Origin of the sequence: Staphylococcus sp. 11007852, from assembly GCF_011394325.1 — a bacterium.
GTDB lineage: Bacteria > Bacillota > Bacilli > Staphylococcales > Staphylococcaceae > Staphylococcus > Staphylococcus agnetis.
This window is the reverse complement of record NZ_JAANBJ010000027.1, coordinates 77679-97788: the sequence shown is the minus strand read 5'-3', so window position 1 is coordinate 97788 and position 20110 is coordinate 77679. Positions and strand designations below refer to the sequence as shown.

Here is a 20110-nt window from a genome sequence, read left to right as displayed (position 1 = left end):
TTATCCCTCCACGCAAATTGAATAAATTGCTTCTAAATAGATACTTGTAGCGTTAAATAGTTGTTTCTTAGTAATGTATTCATTTTTTTGATGCATTAAATCCTCTGAGTCTTCAAACATCGCACCAAATGCCACACCTTTTTCAAGGTTTCGTGCATAAGTCCCTCCACCAATCGTGAAGGATTCACGTAAGTCGCCAGTTTGATTGCGATATGCTGTTAATAATTTTTGAACAAATGGATCTTTAGGATCCACAAAGTGTGGTGTTTGTATCTTTCCAACATTGATTGAAAATCCTTGTTGCGCGATTTCGTTCTCAAATTTATGAATGGCTACCTCGAAATCAAAACCTTCAGGATATCTTAAATTAATTCCAAATTGTCCACCAGAGGCCTTAGTATATTGAATTACACCAATATTAGTTGTTAGACTGCCCATTGCCTCTGTGTGGAAACGCATTCCCATTTTTTCTCCAAAATGAGATTCATATAAATAACGGTCACTAAAACTAGCCCAATTTTTTGCATTGAGGTCTAATGTTAACGAATTAATAAAATGTATTAAATGCAAGCCCGCATTAATACCAATTGAAGGATCCATTCCATGTACAGCTTTACCTTCCATTGTAAGTTTTAATACGCCACTATCTACTTCATGATTACCTTTTAAATGATGCTGTGAAAGATATGCTTCAAATTGTTGAATACAGTCCGTCATATTTTCTTTTACCAACAAGTTTGCTTCAGCATAATCTGGTACCATATTATAGCGCTCGCCAGATATAAAACTTAATAACTCCACTTCAGGTTCATCATCATCAGACGAAAGTTGAGTTTGTTGAATATCAAACGTAGTTATTCCTTTTTCACCATGGATAAGTGGGAATTCCGCATCAGGTGCAATTCCTATTGTCGGCATTTCTTCAGTTTTAAAATAACGTTCTGTACATAACCAATCGGATTCTTCATCTGTGCCTAAAATGATATGAATGCGTTTTTTCCAATCCACTTTCATATCGTTTAAAATTTTAACTGCATAATAAGCAGCAATTGTAGGACCTTTATCATCTAATGTCCCTCTAGCAATAATTTTATCTTCAGTAACAACAGGTTCAAATGGATCAGATGCCCACCCATCTCCAGCAGGTACGACATCCACATGTCCTAAAATACCAAATAAATCATCACCTTTACCTACTTCGATGCGCCCTGCAATGTGATCTACATCAAATGTTGTAAAGCCGTCACGTTCAGCTAAGCTATACATATAATCTAATGCTTCCCTTGGACCAGGTCCCACAGGCGCTTCATCCGTTGCATGCGCATCATCACGTACAGATTTAATAGCAAGTAATCCCTTTAAATCTTCTACGATTTCTGATTCATATTCACGTACTTTATCTCTCCACATGTGATCATCTTCCTTTTATGTATTATGAGTCCTATTTTACATGATTTAAGTTATAAACAACAGTAGAACCCCTAATATTATTTTAATTTTTCTGAAAACAATATCGTTAGCGACACTTACTATATTAAAAAAAGACGTAAAAAAACTAGGACATCTATATGCGTCCTAGTTGTAGGTTAAATGATTAATGAGAGCCGTTATTTTTATTAGATTTTAAATCTTCTTCAGTCACGACACGCAAATTGTTAGAAGGGTCACCGCCACCTTCGTCATCAAATGCCGCTTCTCTTTTACTATCATGAGAAACGTAACCACTTTGAGAAAACTGATCCTTTTTTTGATTAAAAAATGCTTTAGGGTCTTGCTTTGCTTCATTCATATAAGCTTTCGGATCTGCTTTAACTTTGTTAAATTCTTCAGTAGCTAAAGAACTGACTTGCGTAACTTTTTCACGCGCATTTTGTTTATAGCTTTCAGGATCTTCTTTATATTTATCAATTTCTTGTTTCAATACATCGCGATTTTGCTTTTTTGATAACACAACCGCTAATGCTGCACCACCGATACCGATGATTGCTCTTAGTAAATTAGTTGACTTCGCCATTTTAATCACCTCTTTAAATTCTAACTATACCATACCCACCTCTAACGATATCAAACATTTAAAATACATTTTTAGATGGATTTATCTTTTAATCCTAAAGCTTCGAAATCACTTAAAGTTAATTTTCTATATCCGCCAGGCTCTAAAGATTCATCTAAAAACAAGTTTGCTATTTTTACACGTTTGAGATAGATCACTTCATTATCCACACTATGAAACATACGCTTAATTTGATGAAATTTTCCTTCTGAAATCGTTATTAACGCTTCAAAAGGATTTAAAATTTCAAGGGTTGCAGGTTTTAATACCCCTTCTTTTAACGTAACGCCTTTTTTAAACACCTCAACATCCTTTTGCTGAATCGGAAATTTAGTTTTTACAAAGTAGGTTTTCGGTACATGTTGATTGGGATTCATCAATTTATGATTAAATTGGCCATCGTTTGTAATTAGTAATAGTCCTTCAGTATCTTTATCTAAACGACCAACAGGAAATAAATCTAAATGTGCGTACTCTTTAATTAAATCAATAACCGTTACATGGTCGTCATCCTCAGTTGCTGAAATTACATTTTGAGGTTTATGCAACATGATATAAACATAGGGTTCATAATGTATCACCTCATCGTGTACTTTAATGACATCTGTATGTGGATTAATTTTTATTTTAGCTGACTTTATGACTTGGTCATTTTGTTGGACAAATCCTTTTTTTATCAACGCTTTGACTTCAGTACGTGTACCTATTCCCATTTGAGATAAAAATTTATCGATTCTCATTATAAAAAGCTCAATCCTAACTTACGGCGTATTTTATTTGGTAATTCACCTAAAAACTTATCCGCTAATCGTGTACGCATCGTTATAGAACCATATATCAATCCACCGACAATCACACACATAGTTGTAATCAATAATGCACCGATTTGAGACGCTGGTGAAATAAATAATTGAAGTATGAAATATGTGATTTCAACACCGATCATCATCATAAATCCTACTAATAGTATTCGACATACGTCGAAAATAGTGTCTTCAAATTTGAACTTAGCATATTTCTTCAGCACGATTAAGTTACAAACTATCGCAAACGTTAATGCAAGGCATGTACTCAATATCGCACCAGCAGTATGCATTAAAAAGATGAGCGGTGTATTTAATACGAACTTAATAATGACAGAGCCAACTACAATAAATACAGTGAGCTTTTGCTTATCAATCCCTTGTAACATAGAAGCTGTCACGCTGAGTAAGGAAATTAATATCGCAGCAGGTGCATAATAAAACAATAATCTACTGCCGTCATAACTGAACTCATAAAAAACGGTATAAAGGGGTGTCGCTAATGCCATGATACCTAAACTTGCAGGGACGGTAATAAACATTAATACACCTAATGACGTACGAATTTGCTTATGCATTTCTATATAGTCCCCAGATTCATAGGTTTTTGTAATGTAAGGGATTAAACTAATAGCAAAACCAGCAGCTAACGATGTGGGTATCATCACAATTTTATTCGTCGTCATATTTAACATCGTAAAGAACATATCTTGTAGTCGTGGTGCAAATCCAGCCATACTTAACGCATTATTATGTGTAAGCTGATCCACAATTATAAATAACGGGAAATTCAAGCTAACGATAACAAACGGAATACTATAAGAGATAATTTCTTTATACATTTTACCGTAAGAGACATCAATGCCCGTTGTATCAGATTCTACCATCTTTTGAATATGAGGACGTCGTTTAATCCAATACCACCAAAGCGTTAATAATCCCGCGATGGCCCCAATTGCAGCTCCAAAGGTTGCGATGCCATTTGCAAATAGAACTGACCCTTGCGCGACATTTAAAACAATATAACTTCCAATTAATATAAAGAGAATTCGTGCGATTTGTTCAGTTACTTCTGAGAGTGCAGTAGGACCCATTGATTTATATCCTTGAAATACCCCTCTCCAAGTCGCAAGTAATGGAATAAAAATAACCACAAAACTAATTGTACGAATAATTGAAGTGATTTCTGCCACTGTCCAACCATCAGCATCATTTGTATTGTTAGCGATGGTAATAGATGCAATTGTTGGAGACAGCAAATATAAAATAATAAACCCTAAAATACCTGTAATACTCATTACAATAAAACTTGATTTATATAATTTTTGACTTACACGATATGCACCAATCGTATTATATTTGGCAACATATTTCGATGCAGCAAGAGGAACCCCTGCAGTAGCTACTGCAATCGCAATATTATAAGGACCGTAAGCATAGTTAAAAGGTGCTAAATTATCAGCGCCACCTATAATTTTGTAGAAAGGAATAATGTAAATGATTCCTAAAATTTTAGTGATAAGTATGCTTACTGTTAGAAGAAAGGTCCCTCTGACTAGTTCTTTATTTTCACTCATAGTTCAACCTACCTAACGTACTAATTTCAAAAATAAATTATAACACAATATGGTTATTATACACGTAAACGTATTATGTTAAAATCGTTATATCAAGAACAAGGAGAATTCATACTATGTGTTACCAAACTATTGTCATTGGCGGTGGCCCAAGTGGCTTAATGGCAGCTATTTCAGCAAGCGAACAAGGACAACGCGTATTATTATTAGAAAAGAAAAAAGGTCTCGGTCGTAAATTAAAAATATCTGGCGGCGGACGTTGTAACGTTACAAATCGCCTACCTTATAATGAAATTATTAAACATATTCCAGGAAATGGGAAATTTTTATATAGTCCTTTTTCCATTTTTGATAATGAGTCAATTATCACCTTTTTTGAATCTAAAGGCGTTCCATTAAAGGAAGAAGACCATGGTAGAATGTTCCCTGCTAGCAACAAATCTGAAGATGTGTTACAAGCGCTTGTCACTACACTAAAACAACAACGTGTTGAAATTAAAGAAGAAACAACGGTGGTTTCAACTTCAAAAAACGATCAACAATTATTCGAAGTCGTTACAGACGATCAACGTACTTACCTCGCCAAATCATTAATTATTGCAACAGGCGGCACTAGTGTACCTCAGACGGGATCAACTGGTGATGGCTATCGATTTGCAAGAATGTTCCATCACACAATTACGGATCTTTTCCCTACTGAAGTGCCTATTAAATCTAGCGCATCATTTATTAAAGCAGAGACACTTAAAGGATTGAGCTTGAAAAACGTTGCATTATCCGTACTTAAGAAAAATGGAAAAAAACGCATTACACATCAAATGGATATGATTTTTACACATTTTGGTATTAGCGGTCCGGCTGCATTAAGATGTAGTCAATTTGTTTACTACGAACAAAAACAACAAAAACAACCTTTAATTGACATGCACCTTGATGTTTTTCCGGAAATGAATGAAGCTGAACTTAGAGAAAAAGTTAAGGCATTACTCCAATCAGCACCGGATAAAATTATAAAGAATAGTTTACATGGCTTAATCGAAGAACGATACTTGAATTTCATGTTATCACAAGCTGATATTCAACTAGATACGACCTATCATCATTTAACATCACAACAGTTGAATCAATTGGTCCATCTGTTAAAAAACTTTACTTTTAAAGTCAACGGGACACTTTCAATTGACAAAGCCTTTGTTACTGGCGGCGGTGTATCCATTAAAGAAATTGTACCTGCTACTATGGCGTCAAAATTGACACCTGGCCTCTTCTTTTGCGGAGAAGTATTAGACATCCATGGGTATACAGGTGGCTATAACATTACGAGTGCACTTGTAACCGGTTATGTCGCAGGGTATTATGCCGGCTATCATACGATTTAATAAAAGACGTGGTGAATCGCATTGATTCCCACGTCTTTAATATTAAATACGTTTAAATTCTAATCCTTCACTACCCCATGCTTTCATACCGCCTTCAATATTAACCGCATCGATATGATGATCGAGCAAATATTCTGCTACCTTCGCACTACGCACACCACCAGCACAAACAATATAATACGTTTCTTCATTATTAAAATCGTTGATGTGGTTTGGAATGTCGTTCATAGGGATATGTTTCGCATTGGGAATCATTCCCATAGTTACTTCTTCGTCTTCACGCACATCAATTACGTTCACAACATCATGGCTTAATAGTAAAGATTTTAACTCGTCAGTCGTTATTTCTTTCATTTCTGAACATCCTTTCATCTATCTATTTCGCTACAATATTGACAAGTTTTTGAGGAACCGCAATCACTTTCTTAATCTCTTTACCCTCTATCGCACCTTTTATGTTTTCATTATCAAGTGCTATTTGTTCCATTTCTTCTTTTGTTGCATTTTTAGAAATTTCTAATTTAGCACGAACTTTACCGTTGACTTGGACAACAATTTCAACCATATCACCTTCAAGTAATTGCTCATCATAACTTGGCCAAGGTTGATATGTGATGGTACTTTCATGCCCTAAAATTGACCACAATTCTTCACCTAAATGAGGCGCAATTGGCGCTAACATTTTAACAAATCCTTCAATATAAGATTTATTTATTTTGTCAGCCTTATAACAATCATTGATAAATACCATTAATTGACTGATCGCTGTATTAAAATTCAACGTTTCAAAGTCTTCTGTCACTTTTTTCACAGTTTGATGATACGATTTTTGTAATTCAGGCGTCTCTTCATTCACTACTTTTGCGCTCAATTGATGTTGGTCAGTTACCAGTAAACGCCAAATACGATCTAAAAATCGTCTTGAACCATCAAGCCCATTTTCGCTCCAAGCAATAGATGCGTCTAATGGACCCATAAACATTTCATATAAACGTAGCGTATCAGCGCCATGTGATGCAACGATGTCATCAGGGTTTACAACATTTCCTTTTGATTTACTCATTTTTTCATTACCTTCACCAAGAATCATCCCTTGATTGAATAATTTTTGGAAAGGTTCTTTTGTAGGTACAACACCAATATCATAAAGCACTTTATGCCAAAAACGAGCATATAATAAGTGTAACACTGCGTGTTCTACGCCACCGATATACAAATCAACAGGTAGCCAATGTTTTAATTTTTCAGGGTCTGCTAACATTTGGTCATTTTTAGGGTCAATATAACGTAAGTAGTACCAACAGCTACCTGCCCATTGTGGCATCGTATTCGTTTCACGTCGACCTTTCATACCTGTCTCAGGGTCGACCACATTGACAAACGATTCGATATTCGCTAAAGGAGATTCACCAGTACCAGATGGTTTAATTTCATCCGTTTTAGGAAGAAGTAATGGTAATTCGCTTTCAGGAACCGTTGTGATAGAACCGTCTTCCCAATGAATTATTGGAATTGGTTCACCCCAGTATCGTTGGCGGCTGAACAACCAGTCACGTAATTTATAGTTAACTTTTTTCTCACCTAAACCTTTAGCTTCTAACAATGCGATCGCTTTTGACATTGCATCTTTATTATTTAAACCATTTAATTCATTCGAATGAACGTGGCTACCGTCGCCACTATAAACACCATTCGTTAGTTCTCCTTCGATAACATATTTGACAGGTAAATCAAACGTTTGCGCAAATTCAAAATCACGTTCATCATGACCTGGAACAGCCATAACAGCGCCTGTGCCATAAGTCGATAATACATAATCAGCAATCCAAATTGGTATACGCTCGCCTGATAAAGGGTGAAGTGCATAAGCACCAGTAAATACACCTGTTTTTTCTTTAGCCAAATCCGTACGTTCTAAATCTGATTTTTTAGCCGCTTCTTGTTGATATCGTGTTATTGTATCAAGATGTTCTGGCGTAGTAATTTGATTTACTAATGTATGCTCAGGACTAAGTACTAAAAATGTTGCTCCGTAAATAGTGTCTGGGCGTGTTGTAAAGACGTCAATCTTGTCTTCACTTTGCTCAACTTTAAATGAGACTTTAGCTCCCTCAGAACGACCTATCCAATTACGTTGCATGTCTTTGATTGATTCTGGCCAATCTAACGTTTCTAAATCTTCTAATAGTCGATCTGCATAAGCAGTAATTTTTAAAACCCATTGTTTCATAGGACGACGAACAACCGGGTGTCCACCGCGTTCTGACACGCCATCTACAACCTCTTCATTTGATAAAACCGTGCCTAATGCTTCACACCAGTTTACTGGAATCTCATCAATATAAGCTAAACCTTTTTTATATAATTGAATAAAAATCCATTGTGTCCATTTATAGTAATCGGGGTCCGTTGTGCTAACTTCACGATCCCAGTCATAACTAAAACCTAGTTCTTGAATTTGACGTTTAAATGTTTGAATATTTCTTTTGGTAAATTCTGCAGGACTGTTACCTGTATCTAATGCGTATTGTTCAGCTGGTAAGCCAAATGCGTCCCATCCCATTGGATGCAAAACATTGTACCCTTGCATACGTTTATATCTAGAAATAATATCTGTAGCCGTATACCCTTCCGGATGACCTACATGTAAACCTGCGCCTGATGGATATGGAAACATGTCAAGTGCATAAAATTTCTTTTGACCTAAATGATCTTCAGTTTTAAATGTTTTATTTTCGAGCCAATAGTTCTGCCACTTTTTCTCAATTTCTTGATGATTAAAATTCACGACAATTCCTCCTGATTAAAAAAACACCTCAACCAATTATGTTTTTATAAAAAAGGGACGATTTTCACCGCGGTACCACCCTCGTTCACTTGTGTGCGCTTCATTACATAATGGATTGAGATGTCATTAAATTATATTTGATATACGGCAAGTTCATTCATCGTATAACGTTAGTTTTCAGCACCACTAACTCTCTGTAGAAATACCAATGAATTACTACTCCTTGATCTATTTTATTAGCGTAAAACAAATCCTTGTGTTCATCGAAGCAAGATACAATAACTTGTTGAGACGTGCTTCTCATATGATTTAATACTATCATATGAAATTTATTACGATTATGCAAGCTAATAACGATACTTAACGGTATAACATTTTCTTGTCAATACGTCTATCAAATATAGAGATAAAACCAATAGAAATCATTAACAAGCCTATCATAAATAAAAACATCACTTGCATATTAAATACATCTACGAGTATACCACCAATTAATGGTCCAAAAGCTTTGCCAACAGTAGATGCAGAGTTAACTATCCCTTGATACACGCCTTCTCTACCTTTAGGAGACAAGGTATTTGCAATTGTAGGTACTGCTGGCCACACAAACATTTCAGCAAATGTTAATATCACCATTCCGACAATAAACATTGTAAAACTTTGCGCAAAGCTAGTGACAAAAAATGAAATAATAAATACGCATACGCCCACATAAAGTTGCTTTTTAAGCTGACCTTTAAGAATATGAATAATAGGTGAGATTAAAGGTTGCCCTAACAGAATAAGCAAACCATTAATTGTCCACAATAAGCTATACTGACTCATTGAAATTCCAATTTCTTGAGTGAATGAAGCTATTGTCGTTTGCCACTGTACGTAAGCTATCCAACAGATTGCAAACATGACACATAGTAAAATTAATGCATTGAAATGTTTTTTATTTTGCACATGCGTCATACCCTCTAGCGTTTCCGCAGTTTTAACGGTCGCATGATATTCCATTTTAAAGTTAAACATGGCTACAACAAAAAATATTACGTACATCATGAGATTCGCTAAAAAGATATAATTAAAACTTAGTTCAGCTACAAATCCACTTAACGCAGCGCCTACAGCAACGCCTATATTTTGTGCTAAATATATCGCGTTAAATGTTTGACGACCACCACGCGGCCATACAGCACCAGCCATTGCATAAATTGCAGGAATAATCATGCCACCACCAAATCCTAAAATAATCAACCACAGCGCATACCATGGCCACCCATGAAAAAAGTTCAATCCAGCAGTTGCGAATAAACTTATCCACGTCCCTAGCATAATCGTTTTGTATCCACCTAAACGATCAAATAATGAACCCCCTATTAAATTACCAGCGACCATACCAAAAGCATTTACCATTAATACAATCCCCGCAGTACTTAAAGACTTCCCTAAAACTTCATTCATATAGATTGTATTTAATGGCCATAAAAAACTGGCACCTGTGATATTAATAGCCATCCCTATCACAAGCCACCATATTTCTTTCGGCATTTTCATATGTGCGACACCTCTTTATTTCTTTGTCTTTATTTTTTCACTATAACACGTCCAACGTAAAATATGTTAAAATCTTGAAATACATTGTATATAGAAAGGAAGTTTCACCAAATGGGTAAATACTTTCCCTACGCTTTTGAAAACAAAAGGTATCATACGCTAAATTATCACCTTAAGCAACACTTTGGTCAAAAAATTTTCAAGGTCGCATTAGATGGTGGTTTTGATTGCCCTAACCGAGATGGTACCGTTGCACATGGGGGATGTACATTTTGTTCAGCCGCTGGGAGTGGTGATTTTGCTGGAAATCGTGCTGATGCAATTCATGTTCAATTCCAAAAAGTCAAAGACCAGATGCATGAAAAGTGGCATGAGGGTCAATATATTGCCTATTTTCAAGCTTTTACAAATACGCATGCACCCGTACATGTTTTACGCGAAAAATTTGAAGCTGCATTAAATGAAGAAGGTGTAGTTGGGCTTTCGATTGGAACGCGTCCAGATTGTTTACCTGATGATGTTGTGGAATATTTAGCTGAACTTAACAAACGCACCTATTTGTGGGTCGAACTTGGTCTTCAAACCGTTCATCAAGAAACCTCAGACCTTATCAATCGTGCACATGACATGGCGTGTTATGAAGAAGGTGTTAAAAAGCTGAGACAGCACAATATTAATGTATGCAGTCATATTATAAATGGCTTACCTGGTGAAAATTATGACATGATGATGGAAACCGCACGCGTCGTTTCGCATATGGATGTTCAAGGTATCAAAATACATTTACTTCATTTATTAAAAGGCACACCGATGGTAAAACAATATGAAAAAGGACACTTACAATTTATGACTAAAGAAGAATATATTAACTTAGTTTGCGATCAACTAGAAATTATACCACCGTCTATGATTGTACACCGAATTACAGGTGATGGTCCTATTGATTTAATGGTAGGTCCGATGTGGAGTGTAAATAAATGGGAAGTTTTAAATGAAATTGACGCTGAATTAAAACGTAGAAATACTGTGCAAGGTCAAAAGTTTAAAGCTAAAGGGAAGGTTATTAGATGATAGTTCCACGTGTCTTACCCTTTGCAAAGTCATTAATTATGTCACATGTCCAAGAAGACAGTGTCGTCATAGATGGTACATGTGGCAATGGCTATGATACAGAGTTTCTAGCACAATGTGTTCCGGAAGGACATGTTTATGCATGCGATATACAACCTCAAGCAATTGAAAATACGCGTCAAAGAGTGTCATCATATTCAAACGTTTCCGTCATTCATACTGGTCATGAACTTATCACTGAGCATATGGAGACATCCCATCAACATAAAGTTAGCGCAGCGTTATTCAATTTAGGCTATTTACCTAAAGGAGATAAAACCATCGTTACACATGCAACAACTACTATTAACGCATTTGAAAGCATATTCAAACAGTTGCGTCCAGAGGGCATCATTGTTTTCGCCATCTACCCAGGACATCCTGAAGGTTTTGAAGAAAGCAAGCACTTAAATGCTTACTTTGAACAATTAGATCAAACCATCGCACACGTTATTAAATATGAATTTATCAATCAACAAAATCATCCACCTTACATTATAGGTATAGAAAAACGGAAGTGAGATTAGGTCTCACTTCCGTTAATTCTTTTAAGTTAACACAAACTCATGCGAATTCTTTACTATGAGATACGTATTTTCCGTTTCCGCATACTACGGGTTATAATTCGCATCCATTTATTATGGAATGAAGTTGATTTGTTAAATTGTCTTGACGTTTTTCAATGGCAGAACATGTGAAATCAATTAATTCTTGTTTATTTTGTGCTTTGTTCTCATTAAAGTGGATAATCACAGTGCGTTCATCATCTGAAGGGCGTTCTTTAACAATCCATTTCTTTTCTACTAAATTGTTAAACGTTCTTGTTCGTTTATAAGCTTTTACTTTAACGTATTTGTCCATGTCTTTGAGCGTCATTGAACCTTTATCCCACAATGTGAGTAGAATCAGAAATTCTTCTTTTGATAAATCAAATTGCTTATCAATTTCATCAAAGATAGCTTCAACTTGCTTTTGTAGATTATCCAAAAGAACGATATCACTTACATCATATTTTGATTTTTTTACCATGATTAAGCCTCCATTATAGATTATCCTTTATAATTGATACATTATTCATTATGATATGTGTACCCTAATCATGAAAAGCTTAATCATATGAATTCATCAAACTATGAACTTATGTCCTTATTATTTAATATTCACTAAAGCATTATTCGAATAAATATTCAATAGAATCTTGCATGTCTTTTAACACTTTACACGATTTCGCGAATTTTTCTTTTTCATCATCATTTAAAGGTGTTTCAATAATTTTCACAGCACCTTCACCATTGATTAGTGTAGGTACACCTGTATATACGCCTTCATGACCGTATTCACCTTCAAGATAACTTGAAACAGTTAAAACAACATTTTGATTGCGTAAAATCGCTTTAGAAATATGCATTAATCCCATTGCAACACCATAATATGTCGCACCTTTTGCTTTAATAATGTCATACGCAGCATCACGTGTTTGAACATAAATGTCTTCAATGAGATGACTTTTTTCTGGATCTTTTTTCAATTCATCATATAATGATACGCCTGCAATTGTTGCACTAGACCATACCGGTACTTCAGAGTCACCATGTTCACCAATAATATTAGCATGTACACTTGAAGGTGCTACATCAAATGCCTCACTTAAAAGATGTTTGAAACGTGCTGTATCTAAAATCGTACCTGAACCAATCACTTTATGTTTAGGTAAACCAGAATATTTTAAAGTTACATACGTTAAAATATCTACAGGGTTCGCTGCAATTAAGAAGATGCCATCAAAACCACTGTCCATAATAGAAGTAATAATACCTTTATATATCTTTGCATTTTTTTCAACTAAATCAAGACGCGTTTCTCCAACTTTTTGAGGTGCCCCTGCACAAATTACGATTAAATCTGCATCGCCACAATCCTCATATTTACCTGCTTTTACTTTTACTGGAGACATCGCATAAGGTGCACCATGGTTTAAATCAAGTACGTCACCACGTACTTTATCTTCATTAATATCAATGATGAGCAATTCATCTGCCACACCTTGACTTACCATAGTAAATGCGTAACTAGCACCTACTGCACCATTACCTACTAAAACAACTTTGTTACCTTTTTTTGACATACTGACACGCTCCTATCTACGAAGTCCTTTAATCAATTATGTTTTATGTGATATTTTTCACATTATTAATTTACCACGAATTCTATTTGCATGCAATATTTTACATATGATTGTCATAAGCATGTCACTTATAACGTTTCTTGATCTTCAACAACAAAACCCGCAGCATATACCCGATTATTTAAAAAACTTAATACATAACGCATCACAGCTTCACGCTCTGGTTCATTATGGATTTCATGTACCATCTCAGGCCATGCTTTGTAGTACATTTCATCACACATACATTGACGTATTACCTGTTGTGTAACGGTTACATCCGACAACGTATCATGCGTACCATACATTACACATAGAGGCATTTTGGGTAGCTGATTCAAATGGTCTAGTGTTTTTTTCATCGCCTGAACGACTTGTTTATACCAATGGTAGCTCACTTTTTTGAGCATTAGGGCATCTTTAGCTGTTTCTTCTTGAACTTCTGGATTAGTCGTTAAAGTTTCAATATTAAATCCTAACTCAAATTTAGCGCTTTTAGACACATCACCAATATGTGACGTTACCATATGTTTTCTCGTTTGATTGGTTTGATGAAATGCAAATAATGGAGAAAGTAAGACAAGCCCCTCTAAATGCAATTCAAATTTTTCTAGTACATTGACCGCTATAAGACCGCCCAATCCTACTCCAATAATAAAAGTTGGCAAATGATATTCTTCAGCAATTTGGACCCATTCTAGCACACGTTCTTGGTACACATCAAAATGTTCAATTTGCCCTTTTTTTGTGCGAGAACTTTGTCCTTGTCCAGGCAAATCACCCATAATGACATGATATCCATTACGACGTAAATGCGTGATTACATAAGCGTAGCGTCCAGTATGTTCTAGCATATTATGTATTATAACGACGACACCTTTTGCTTCATTTTCTGTTTCCCATTTCCACATACGATTTGTTCCTTCCTGTTTCAGAAATCTTTATTTTCATCTTATCAATTCTTGCCAAAATGCGCCATCAAATACAAAACGTACGTTCAAGTCTATGATTGACCTTAAACGTACGTGACCATGATTCATTCAATTTTATGCCAACTTAAATTTGCGTCTTAAAAATGGAATACGCGAAATTAACACAACTAATAATACCTCATAAAATGTAGGGAAGAATTTAGCAACTATCATTAAGAAAAATTGTCCTATTAAAGTGCCTTGTCCTTGCGTCGCATTGAAGTTCCCTACTATTGCGGCATCAACAAGATTTAATGCAACAATTATAGCTATGGCCATCCATAATTTTTTTGTAATCAAGACTATCGCTAATCCAACGAGTGTTAATAATATAAGTTCAAATATGAAATATTGAAAAAACGTATCTAGCTCAGTTCCTAATGTGTAAAATACTAAATCTCTAAACATTTCAAAACTCCCTTAATTATGCTTAATACTATTTTAACATGGCTAATGCGAATTATTTTTAAAGATATCGTTAAGTTTATAAGTGTAATATTTACATGAATTTAACAAACAGAAAACTTTAACGAACCTTTACAATATTTTCGCAAGACATTAAAAGCATTGTGATATGGTTCAAGTAAGTCGAACTATAAAGGAGTTAATAAATGAAATTTTTGCTAAAATGTATGCTTAGTTTTTTCATTATTTTTAACCTCCCTATACTTTCAGCAGCCTTAGCGGAACCTATAGATGCCAACATGCAACTCACACAATCATAATACTAATAGCATCTCGAGTTTTTGTGCTACCCTTATACGCATTCCCTAACCCATTTTCTTATTGGCGATAATGGTTTGGTAAATGAAGCTAAGATGTCTTTAAAGATGTCTTTTTTCATTAAATTCTAAAAACTTTTAGCTGAAACCGTTTTCTTCCTCTATATAATCGTGATACACTATCACTAATAGCAATGCAAAGACATGGGGAGGAATAAACATGGGTTTAGTTAAGAATTTTTTTATCGCATTATCTAACAATACATTTTTAAATACGACTGCTAAAAAAGTAGGACCTTCTCTTGGGGCCAATAAAGTTGTAGCTGGAAACCAATTACCTGATATTGTTAGAACAATCAAACGGTTAAATGAAAAAAACATCGCTGGTACGGTAGACATCCTTGGAGAATTTGTTCATAACCGCCAAGAAGCGATAGATGCCAAAAATGAAATTTTAGAAGTGATGAAAGTCCTTCATGAAAATAATCTTGACGCACATATGTCGATTAAGTTAAGTCAACTAGGCATTGAATTCGATCGTGCTTTAGCCTATGACAATGTATACGAAATTGTTAATACTGCAAAGTCTTATAATAATATGCACATTAATTTCGATACTGAAAAATATGATAGCTTATTTGATGTCACACAAACTTTAGATCGCTTAAAAAGCGAATTTACCAATGTAGGAACAGTAATACAAGCTTATTTATTTAAGGCTGATGTTCTATTAGATAAATATCCTGATTTGCGCTTACGCTTAGTGAAAGGCGCTTATAAAGAATCACCACATATTGCTTATCAAACAAAAGATGAAATCGATCAAAATTACATACGATTAATCGAAAAACGTTTATTACAAGCTAAAAACTTCACTTCTATTGCAACACATGACCATAATATTATTAATCATGTTAAAGCTTTTGCTGAAGAACACCATATTGATAAATCTAAATTTGAATTCCAAATGCTTTACGGTTTCAGAACCGAACTGGCTGAGCAAATTGCAAAAGAGGGATATCATTTTACAATTTATGTCCCATATGGCGATGACTGGTTTGGTTATTTTATGAGAAGACTTGCGGAACGTCCACAAAATTTAACCCTTGCTTTTAAAGAATTTGTTAAGCCAAAAACGCTTGCAGTTTTAGGTGGTGCAGCAGTTGTAGGAACAATATTAGGTCTTACTCGAAAAAAATCAAAATGTAACAAACAAAATGAAACAAAATCACAACATCAACGTTGTATTAAAACTTTATAAAATATAAGGATAACCTAACCTCAAAAAATAGCCTTCAATATTCATTCTTTAATGAATATTGAAGGCAGTTTATTTTTCCTACATTGTGTTGAGCACGTTATAGTGCCTTAAGTAAGTTTGCCATTTCAATAGCTCCTACAGCTACTTCTGCGCCTTTATTCCCTGCTTTTGTACCAGCGCGTTCAATCGCTTGTTCAATATTTTCAGTCGTTACAACTCCAAATATCACAGGAATACCCGAATCATCACTTGCTTTAGCAATTCCTTTTGCCGCTTCGTTACAAACATAATCGTAATGTGTTGTTGCACCTCTAATGACACAACCTAAAGTAATAATCGCATCATATTTACCTGACTGAGCCATTTTTTTAGCTACTATAGGGAGTTCAAAAGCGCCAGGTACATAAGCAATATCAATATCCGCTTCATTGACTTGATGTCGTATTAGTGCATCATTTGCCCCTTCAACCAGACGACTCGTAATAAAATCATTGAAACGACTCACTACAATTCCAATTTTTAAACCTTCTCCAATTAACTGACCTTCAAATTTCATTTCGATTCCTCCTATATTAAATGTCCCATTTGAGTTTTTTTAACTTCTAAATAATCATGGTTATTCTCATTTTCACATGTGATTAAAGGTACACGCCCAGTTATATCAATGTGATATTTTTTTAATCCCTCAAATTTTTCTGGATTGTTACTTAACAAGTTGACTGACGACACTCCTAAATGTTTCAGCATTTGCGCAGCAATATCATAATCTCTTAAATCCGGTTCAAAACCGAGCGCTTCATTTGCTGTGACTGTGTTGTATCCTTGTTCAATTAATTCGTATGCTTTTAATTTATTCATTAATCCAATGCCTCGACCTTCTTGAGGCAAATATAAAATAATCCCACCATGTTCATGAATATACTGCATGGCTTTTTCAAGTTGTTCACCACAATCACATCGTTCACTATGAAAGATATCACCTGTTGCACATGCTGAATGAATACGCACGTTCATCTCAGGTTGGATTTCCCCTTTGATAATTGCTAAATGTTCTTGACCATCAAATTCTGATGTGAAGCCAATCATGTCAAACGTGCCATATCGTGTCGGTAACTTCACTTTTGCTTCTTGTTTAATTAATTTACGATTAACTTTGATATAAGACACTAACGCCTCAATCGTAATCATCTTTAATTGGTGTTTTTCTTTAAAATCTTGTAATTGCTCTCCTCGAGCCATTGTGCCGTCTTCATTCATAATTTCACATATGACGCCTGCTGGTTTGGCATTAGTTAATAACGCTAAATCGACAGCCGCTTCTGTATGTCCTCGCCGTGCAAGTACACCGTTGTCTTTAGCAATTAATGGAAAAATGTGACCTGGTTGGTTAAACGTACGTTCATTCATCCCAGCTTGAATGAGTGCACGTGCCGTTTGAGTACGCTCGAAAGCGCTGATTCCCGTTGTTGATGACACATGGTCGATACTTTGCGTAAATGCTGTTTTGTGAGGATCATTATTTTCATAGACCATAGGGTTTAAACCTGCTTGAGTTGCAATCTCTTTCGAAATAGGCGCACAGATCAATCCACGGCCATTTTTGGCCATAAAGTTGATGGTATCGTCTTGCATCCATTCTGTTACTGCAACTAAGTCACCTTCATTTTCACGATTTTCATCATCTAAAACGATAATAGGCTTACCCTTTTTTAATTCTTCTAATGCTAGCGCAATTGAATCAAATTTCATCCTTACCCCTCCATTAAAATCCCGCTTTTAACAAATCATCGATAGCAAGCGTTTTTTTGTTAGTGTTGAGTGCCTGAACATACTTAAACAACATATCCGTTTCTAAATGCACTGCATCACCTTGTTTTTTTTGAGATAACGTTGTTGCTTGACGTGTTTCAGGAATGAGATGAATGTTAAAACTGGATTGATGTTTTTCAAATACAGTTAAACTAATACCATCAACCGCAATTGAACCTTGTTGGATCATTTGAGCCATAATGACTTGAGGCGCCTCGATGGTATAAATCCATTCATTGGCAGACTTTTTTATGTGTAAAATTTTGCCTTTACCATCTACATGACCTTGAACAAAATGTCCTCCAAGTCGTCCTGTAGCAAGTAACGCACGTTCAAGATTCACACGGTCACCAACTTTAAGTTGACCTAAATAGGTTTTATTTTCCGTTCCAAGAATAACGTCCACACTAAAGCTGTGGTCATTATAAGTGGTTACAGTTAAACATGTACCATTCACACTGATCGAGTCACCAATTGACATATCATTTAGAATTTTAGAACATGATATGGTCAGTTGTGTTGTGGGATTTTGTTTGCGGATAGAAAGAATTGTTCCGACCTCTTCAATGATACCTGTGAACATGTTGTCACTTCCTTTTCATGAGTATTTTCACATTAGTATCTATTAATGATGTCTCAACAATTTCAAATTGGTGGGTATCACTAAGCTTAAACACCGATTCGGTTTGATAAAACTGATTTAAGCCTTGTCCACCTATTAATTTCGGGGCTAAATATAAAATAAAATGCGTTATCAATTTAGATGATAAAAATTGAGAGGTAACCTTTGGACCTGCTTCGACAAGAACACGTCCAAATCCTTTTAAATATAAATCTTTTAAAACACTGTCTACATTACAGTTGTCTAAGCATACAACTTCTACATTTGAGCAAGTAGATTGTAATGAATGATTTTCAGTATATATGATGATAGGTCCATATCCATCATGAAACATGTTGGACTTCCAATCAATTTGACCTGAGCGCGTTAGAATCACTCTAACCGGATGTCGCCCTTCTTCAAGTCGCACTGTTAAGCTTGGATTATCATATTTTAGCGTACCTGAACCTGTAATAATCGCATCATGTTCATGACGCAATTTAAAGACATCTTCCTTTACAGATGGGTTTGTTATCCACTGACTTTCAAAATGATCTGTTGCTTGTTTGCCATCCAAACTCGCGCTTACTTTTACAGTTACGATGGGTCGTTCCAATTGTTTACTTTTGAAAAAAGATGCATATAATTGTTCTGCAACTGGATGCGGACGATAGGTTACTTTAACACCAGCACGTTCCATCATCTGATGACCCGTTGCAGGCAAAGTAATATCACGTGCTGCATAAACGACATGAGAAATCCCTGTATCAATGATACGTTTTGCACATGGAGGCGTTTTTCCAAAATGAGAGCACGGTTCTAAGGAAACATATATTGTTGCCCCTACCACTTGCTCTGGTCCAGCCATGTCTATCGCTTGAATTTCTGCATGACGTTCACCTTGCTTCAAGTGGGCACCCATACCTATAATACGACCATTTTTAACAATGACAGCACCCACTGGTGGATTTAAACCAGTTTGACCCTCCACCATCTGTGCTAATGAAATTGCTTTATCTAAATAATTATTCAATCTTTCACCTCAATAAAAAAACCACTCGATTGTCGATTCGAGTGGAAGGTAATATGAAAAATAGACATCACAAAATAAACCGATGTTCTATAAATTTTTCATCAGCAAATAAACATAAACATGTTATGTTTGTTAGCGTTATTCTTCCTCCCATCCAGACTTTCACTGTCGGCTCTAGATTTGCACTAGATCAGCCATAGTTAAATAACTATGGGTCGCAGGCTTAATTTTACTGCCGGTTGGGAATTTCACCCAGCCCCGAAAGAATAAAATATGAAATTGTAATGAGATAAAAAG

19 protein-coding genes and 1 riboswitch are annotated in these 20110 nt (G+C 35.4%); of the genes, 4 read left to right on the top strand and 15 right to left on the bottom strand.

The window, feature by feature from the left end; genetic code table 11:
* The 4 genes from pepV to G8Y85_RS08690 form a co-directional block, all read right to left on the bottom strand.
* A complete protein-coding gene (gene pepV / locus G8Y85_RS08705; protein ID WP_103346309.1) occupies positions 1-1410 on the bottom strand; it encodes a dipeptidase PepV in 1410 nt (469 codons plus the stop codon).
* A gap of 184 nt (positions 1411-1594) precedes the next feature.
* Positions 1595-2014 (bottom strand): YtxH domain-containing protein, encoded by a 420-nt coding sequence (locus tag G8Y85_RS08700; RefSeq protein ID WP_060551276.1) that lies wholly within the window; start codon positions 2012-2014, stop codon positions 1595-1597.
* A 71-nt stretch (positions 2015-2085) separates the two neighbouring features.
* On the bottom strand, positions 2086-2793 hold the full coding sequence (locus G8Y85_RS08695) for a pseudouridine synthase (RefSeq protein ID WP_107370904.1): 708 nt from the start codon (positions 2791-2793) through the stop codon (positions 2086-2088).
* Positions 2793-4433, bottom strand: a complete 1641-nt coding sequence (locus tag G8Y85_RS08690) for a putative polysaccharide biosynthesis protein (protein ID WP_105995999.1) — start codon at positions 4431-4433, stop codon at positions 2793-2795. Before G8Y85_RS08690 ends, G8Y85_RS08695 begins: the two co-directional genes overlap by 1 nt.
* A gap of 116 nt (positions 4434-4549) precedes the next feature.
* Here G8Y85_RS08690 and G8Y85_RS08685 point away from each other — a divergent pair, with 116 nt between their 5' ends.
* Positions 4550-5812 carry a BaiN/RdsA family NAD(P)/FAD-dependent oxidoreductase gene (locus G8Y85_RS08685; protein WP_165805710.1) on the top strand — a complete coding sequence of 421 codons (1263 nt, stop codon included), beginning with the start codon at positions 4550-4552 and terminating at the stop codon, positions 5810-5812.
* Between the two features lie 42 nt (positions 5813-5854).
* On the opposite strand, the gene G8Y85_RS08680 is transcribed toward G8Y85_RS08685, so the two are convergent.
* The 3 genes from G8Y85_RS08680 to G8Y85_RS08670 all read right to left on the bottom strand — a co-directional run bounded on the left by G8Y85_RS08680 (position 5855) and on the right by G8Y85_RS08670 (position 10142).
* Complete coding sequence (locus tag G8Y85_RS08680) at positions 5855-6166, bottom strand: rhodanese-like domain-containing protein (protein ID WP_037565581.1); 312 nt, start codon at positions 6164-6166, stop codon at positions 5855-5857.
* A 22-nt stretch (positions 6167-6188) separates the two neighbouring features.
* Positions 6189-8600 carry a leucine--tRNA ligase gene (gene leuS / locus G8Y85_RS08675; protein WP_060551280.1) on the bottom strand — a complete coding sequence of 804 codons (2412 nt, stop codon included), beginning with the start codon at positions 8598-8600 and terminating at the stop codon, positions 6189-6191.
* Positions 8601-8960: 360 nt separating this feature from the next.
* The gene (locus G8Y85_RS08670; protein WP_060551281.1) at positions 8961-10142 is read right to left on the bottom strand and encodes an MDR family MFS transporter; all 1182 of its coding nucleotides are present in this window, start codon (positions 10140-10142) and stop codon (positions 8961-8963) included.
* Between the two features lie 111 nt (positions 10143-10253).
* Between G8Y85_RS08670 and mnmL the strand changes: the two genes are divergently transcribed.
* Together mnmL and mnmM are read left to right on the top strand one after the other, a co-directional pair.
* Positions 10254-11213, top strand: a complete 960-nt coding sequence (gene mnmL, locus G8Y85_RS08665; RefSeq protein WP_165805709.1) for a tRNA modification radical SAM protein MnmL/YtqA — start codon at positions 10254-10256, stop codon at positions 11211-11213.
* Positions 11210-11773: a tRNA 5-(aminomethyl)-2-thiouridylate-methyltransferase MnmM gene (gene mnmM, locus G8Y85_RS08660; RefSeq protein ID WP_165805708.1), complete on the top strand. Its 564-nt coding sequence runs from the start codon at positions 11210-11212 to the stop codon at positions 11771-11773. Before mnmL ends, mnmM begins: the two co-directional genes overlap by 4 nt.
* A 97-nt stretch (positions 11774-11870) precedes the next feature.
* On the opposite strand, the gene G8Y85_RS08655 is transcribed toward mnmM, so the two are convergent.
* From G8Y85_RS08655 to G8Y85_RS08640, 4 genes are all read right to left on the bottom strand, one after another.
* Entirely contained in the window at positions 11871-12281 is a 411-nt protein-coding gene (locus tag G8Y85_RS08655) for a transcriptional regulator, SarA/Rot family (protein ID WP_060551284.1), read from the bottom strand.
* Positions 12282-12423: 142 nt separating this feature from the next.
* Positions 12424-13377 carry an L-lactate dehydrogenase gene (locus tag G8Y85_RS08650; protein ID WP_037565589.1) on the bottom strand — a complete coding sequence of 318 codons (954 nt, stop codon included), beginning with the start codon at positions 13375-13377 and terminating at the stop codon, positions 12424-12426.
* A 128-nt stretch (positions 13378-13505) separates the two neighbouring features.
* Entirely contained in the window at positions 13506-14327 is an 822-nt protein-coding gene (locus G8Y85_RS08645; protein WP_060551285.1) for an alpha/beta fold hydrolase, read from the bottom strand.
* Positions 14328-14462: 135 nt separating this feature from the next.
* Positions 14463-14795, bottom strand: coding sequence for a hypothetical protein (locus tag G8Y85_RS08640; RefSeq protein ID WP_060551286.1), 333 nt, complete (start codon positions 14793-14795; stop codon positions 14463-14465).
* A 534-nt stretch (positions 14796-15329) separates the two neighbouring features.
* On the opposite strand from G8Y85_RS08640, the gene G8Y85_RS08635 reads away from it, so the two are divergent.
* Entirely contained in the window at positions 15330-16370 is a 1041-nt protein-coding gene (locus tag G8Y85_RS08635) for a proline dehydrogenase family protein (RefSeq protein ID WP_103346304.1), read from the top strand.
* A gap of 97 nt (positions 16371-16467) precedes the next feature.
* On the opposite strand, the gene ribH is transcribed toward G8Y85_RS08635, so the two are convergent.
* The 4 genes from ribH to ribD are packed head-to-tail and all read right to left on the bottom strand — an operon-like array spanning position 16468 to position 19813.
* Positions 16468-16926, bottom strand: coding sequence for a 6,7-dimethyl-8-ribityllumazine synthase (gene ribH, locus G8Y85_RS08630; RefSeq protein WP_037565594.1), 459 nt, complete (start codon positions 16924-16926; stop codon positions 16468-16470).
* A gap of 11 nt (positions 16927-16937) precedes the next feature.
* Entirely contained in the window at positions 16938-18119 is a 1182-nt protein-coding gene (gene ribA / locus G8Y85_RS08625) for a GTP cyclohydrolase II (RefSeq protein ID WP_103345933.1), read from the bottom strand.
* A 13-nt stretch (positions 18120-18132) separates the two neighbouring features.
* Positions 18133-18762, bottom strand: a complete 630-nt coding sequence (locus G8Y85_RS08620; RefSeq protein ID WP_165805707.1) for a riboflavin synthase — start codon at positions 18760-18762, stop codon at positions 18133-18135.
* Between the two features lie 4 nt (positions 18763-18766).
* Positions 18767-19813 carry a bifunctional diaminohydroxyphosphoribosylaminopyrimidine deaminase/5-amino-6-(5-phosphoribosylamino)uracil reductase RibD gene (gene ribD, locus G8Y85_RS08615; protein ID WP_060551290.1) on the bottom strand — a complete coding sequence of 349 codons (1047 nt, stop codon included), beginning with the start codon at positions 19811-19813 and terminating at the stop codon, positions 18767-18769.
* Positions 19814-19951: 138 nt separating this feature from the next.
* Positions 19952-20083, bottom strand: a riboswitch (FMN riboswitch).
* Positions 20084-20110 lie beyond the last annotated feature (27 nt).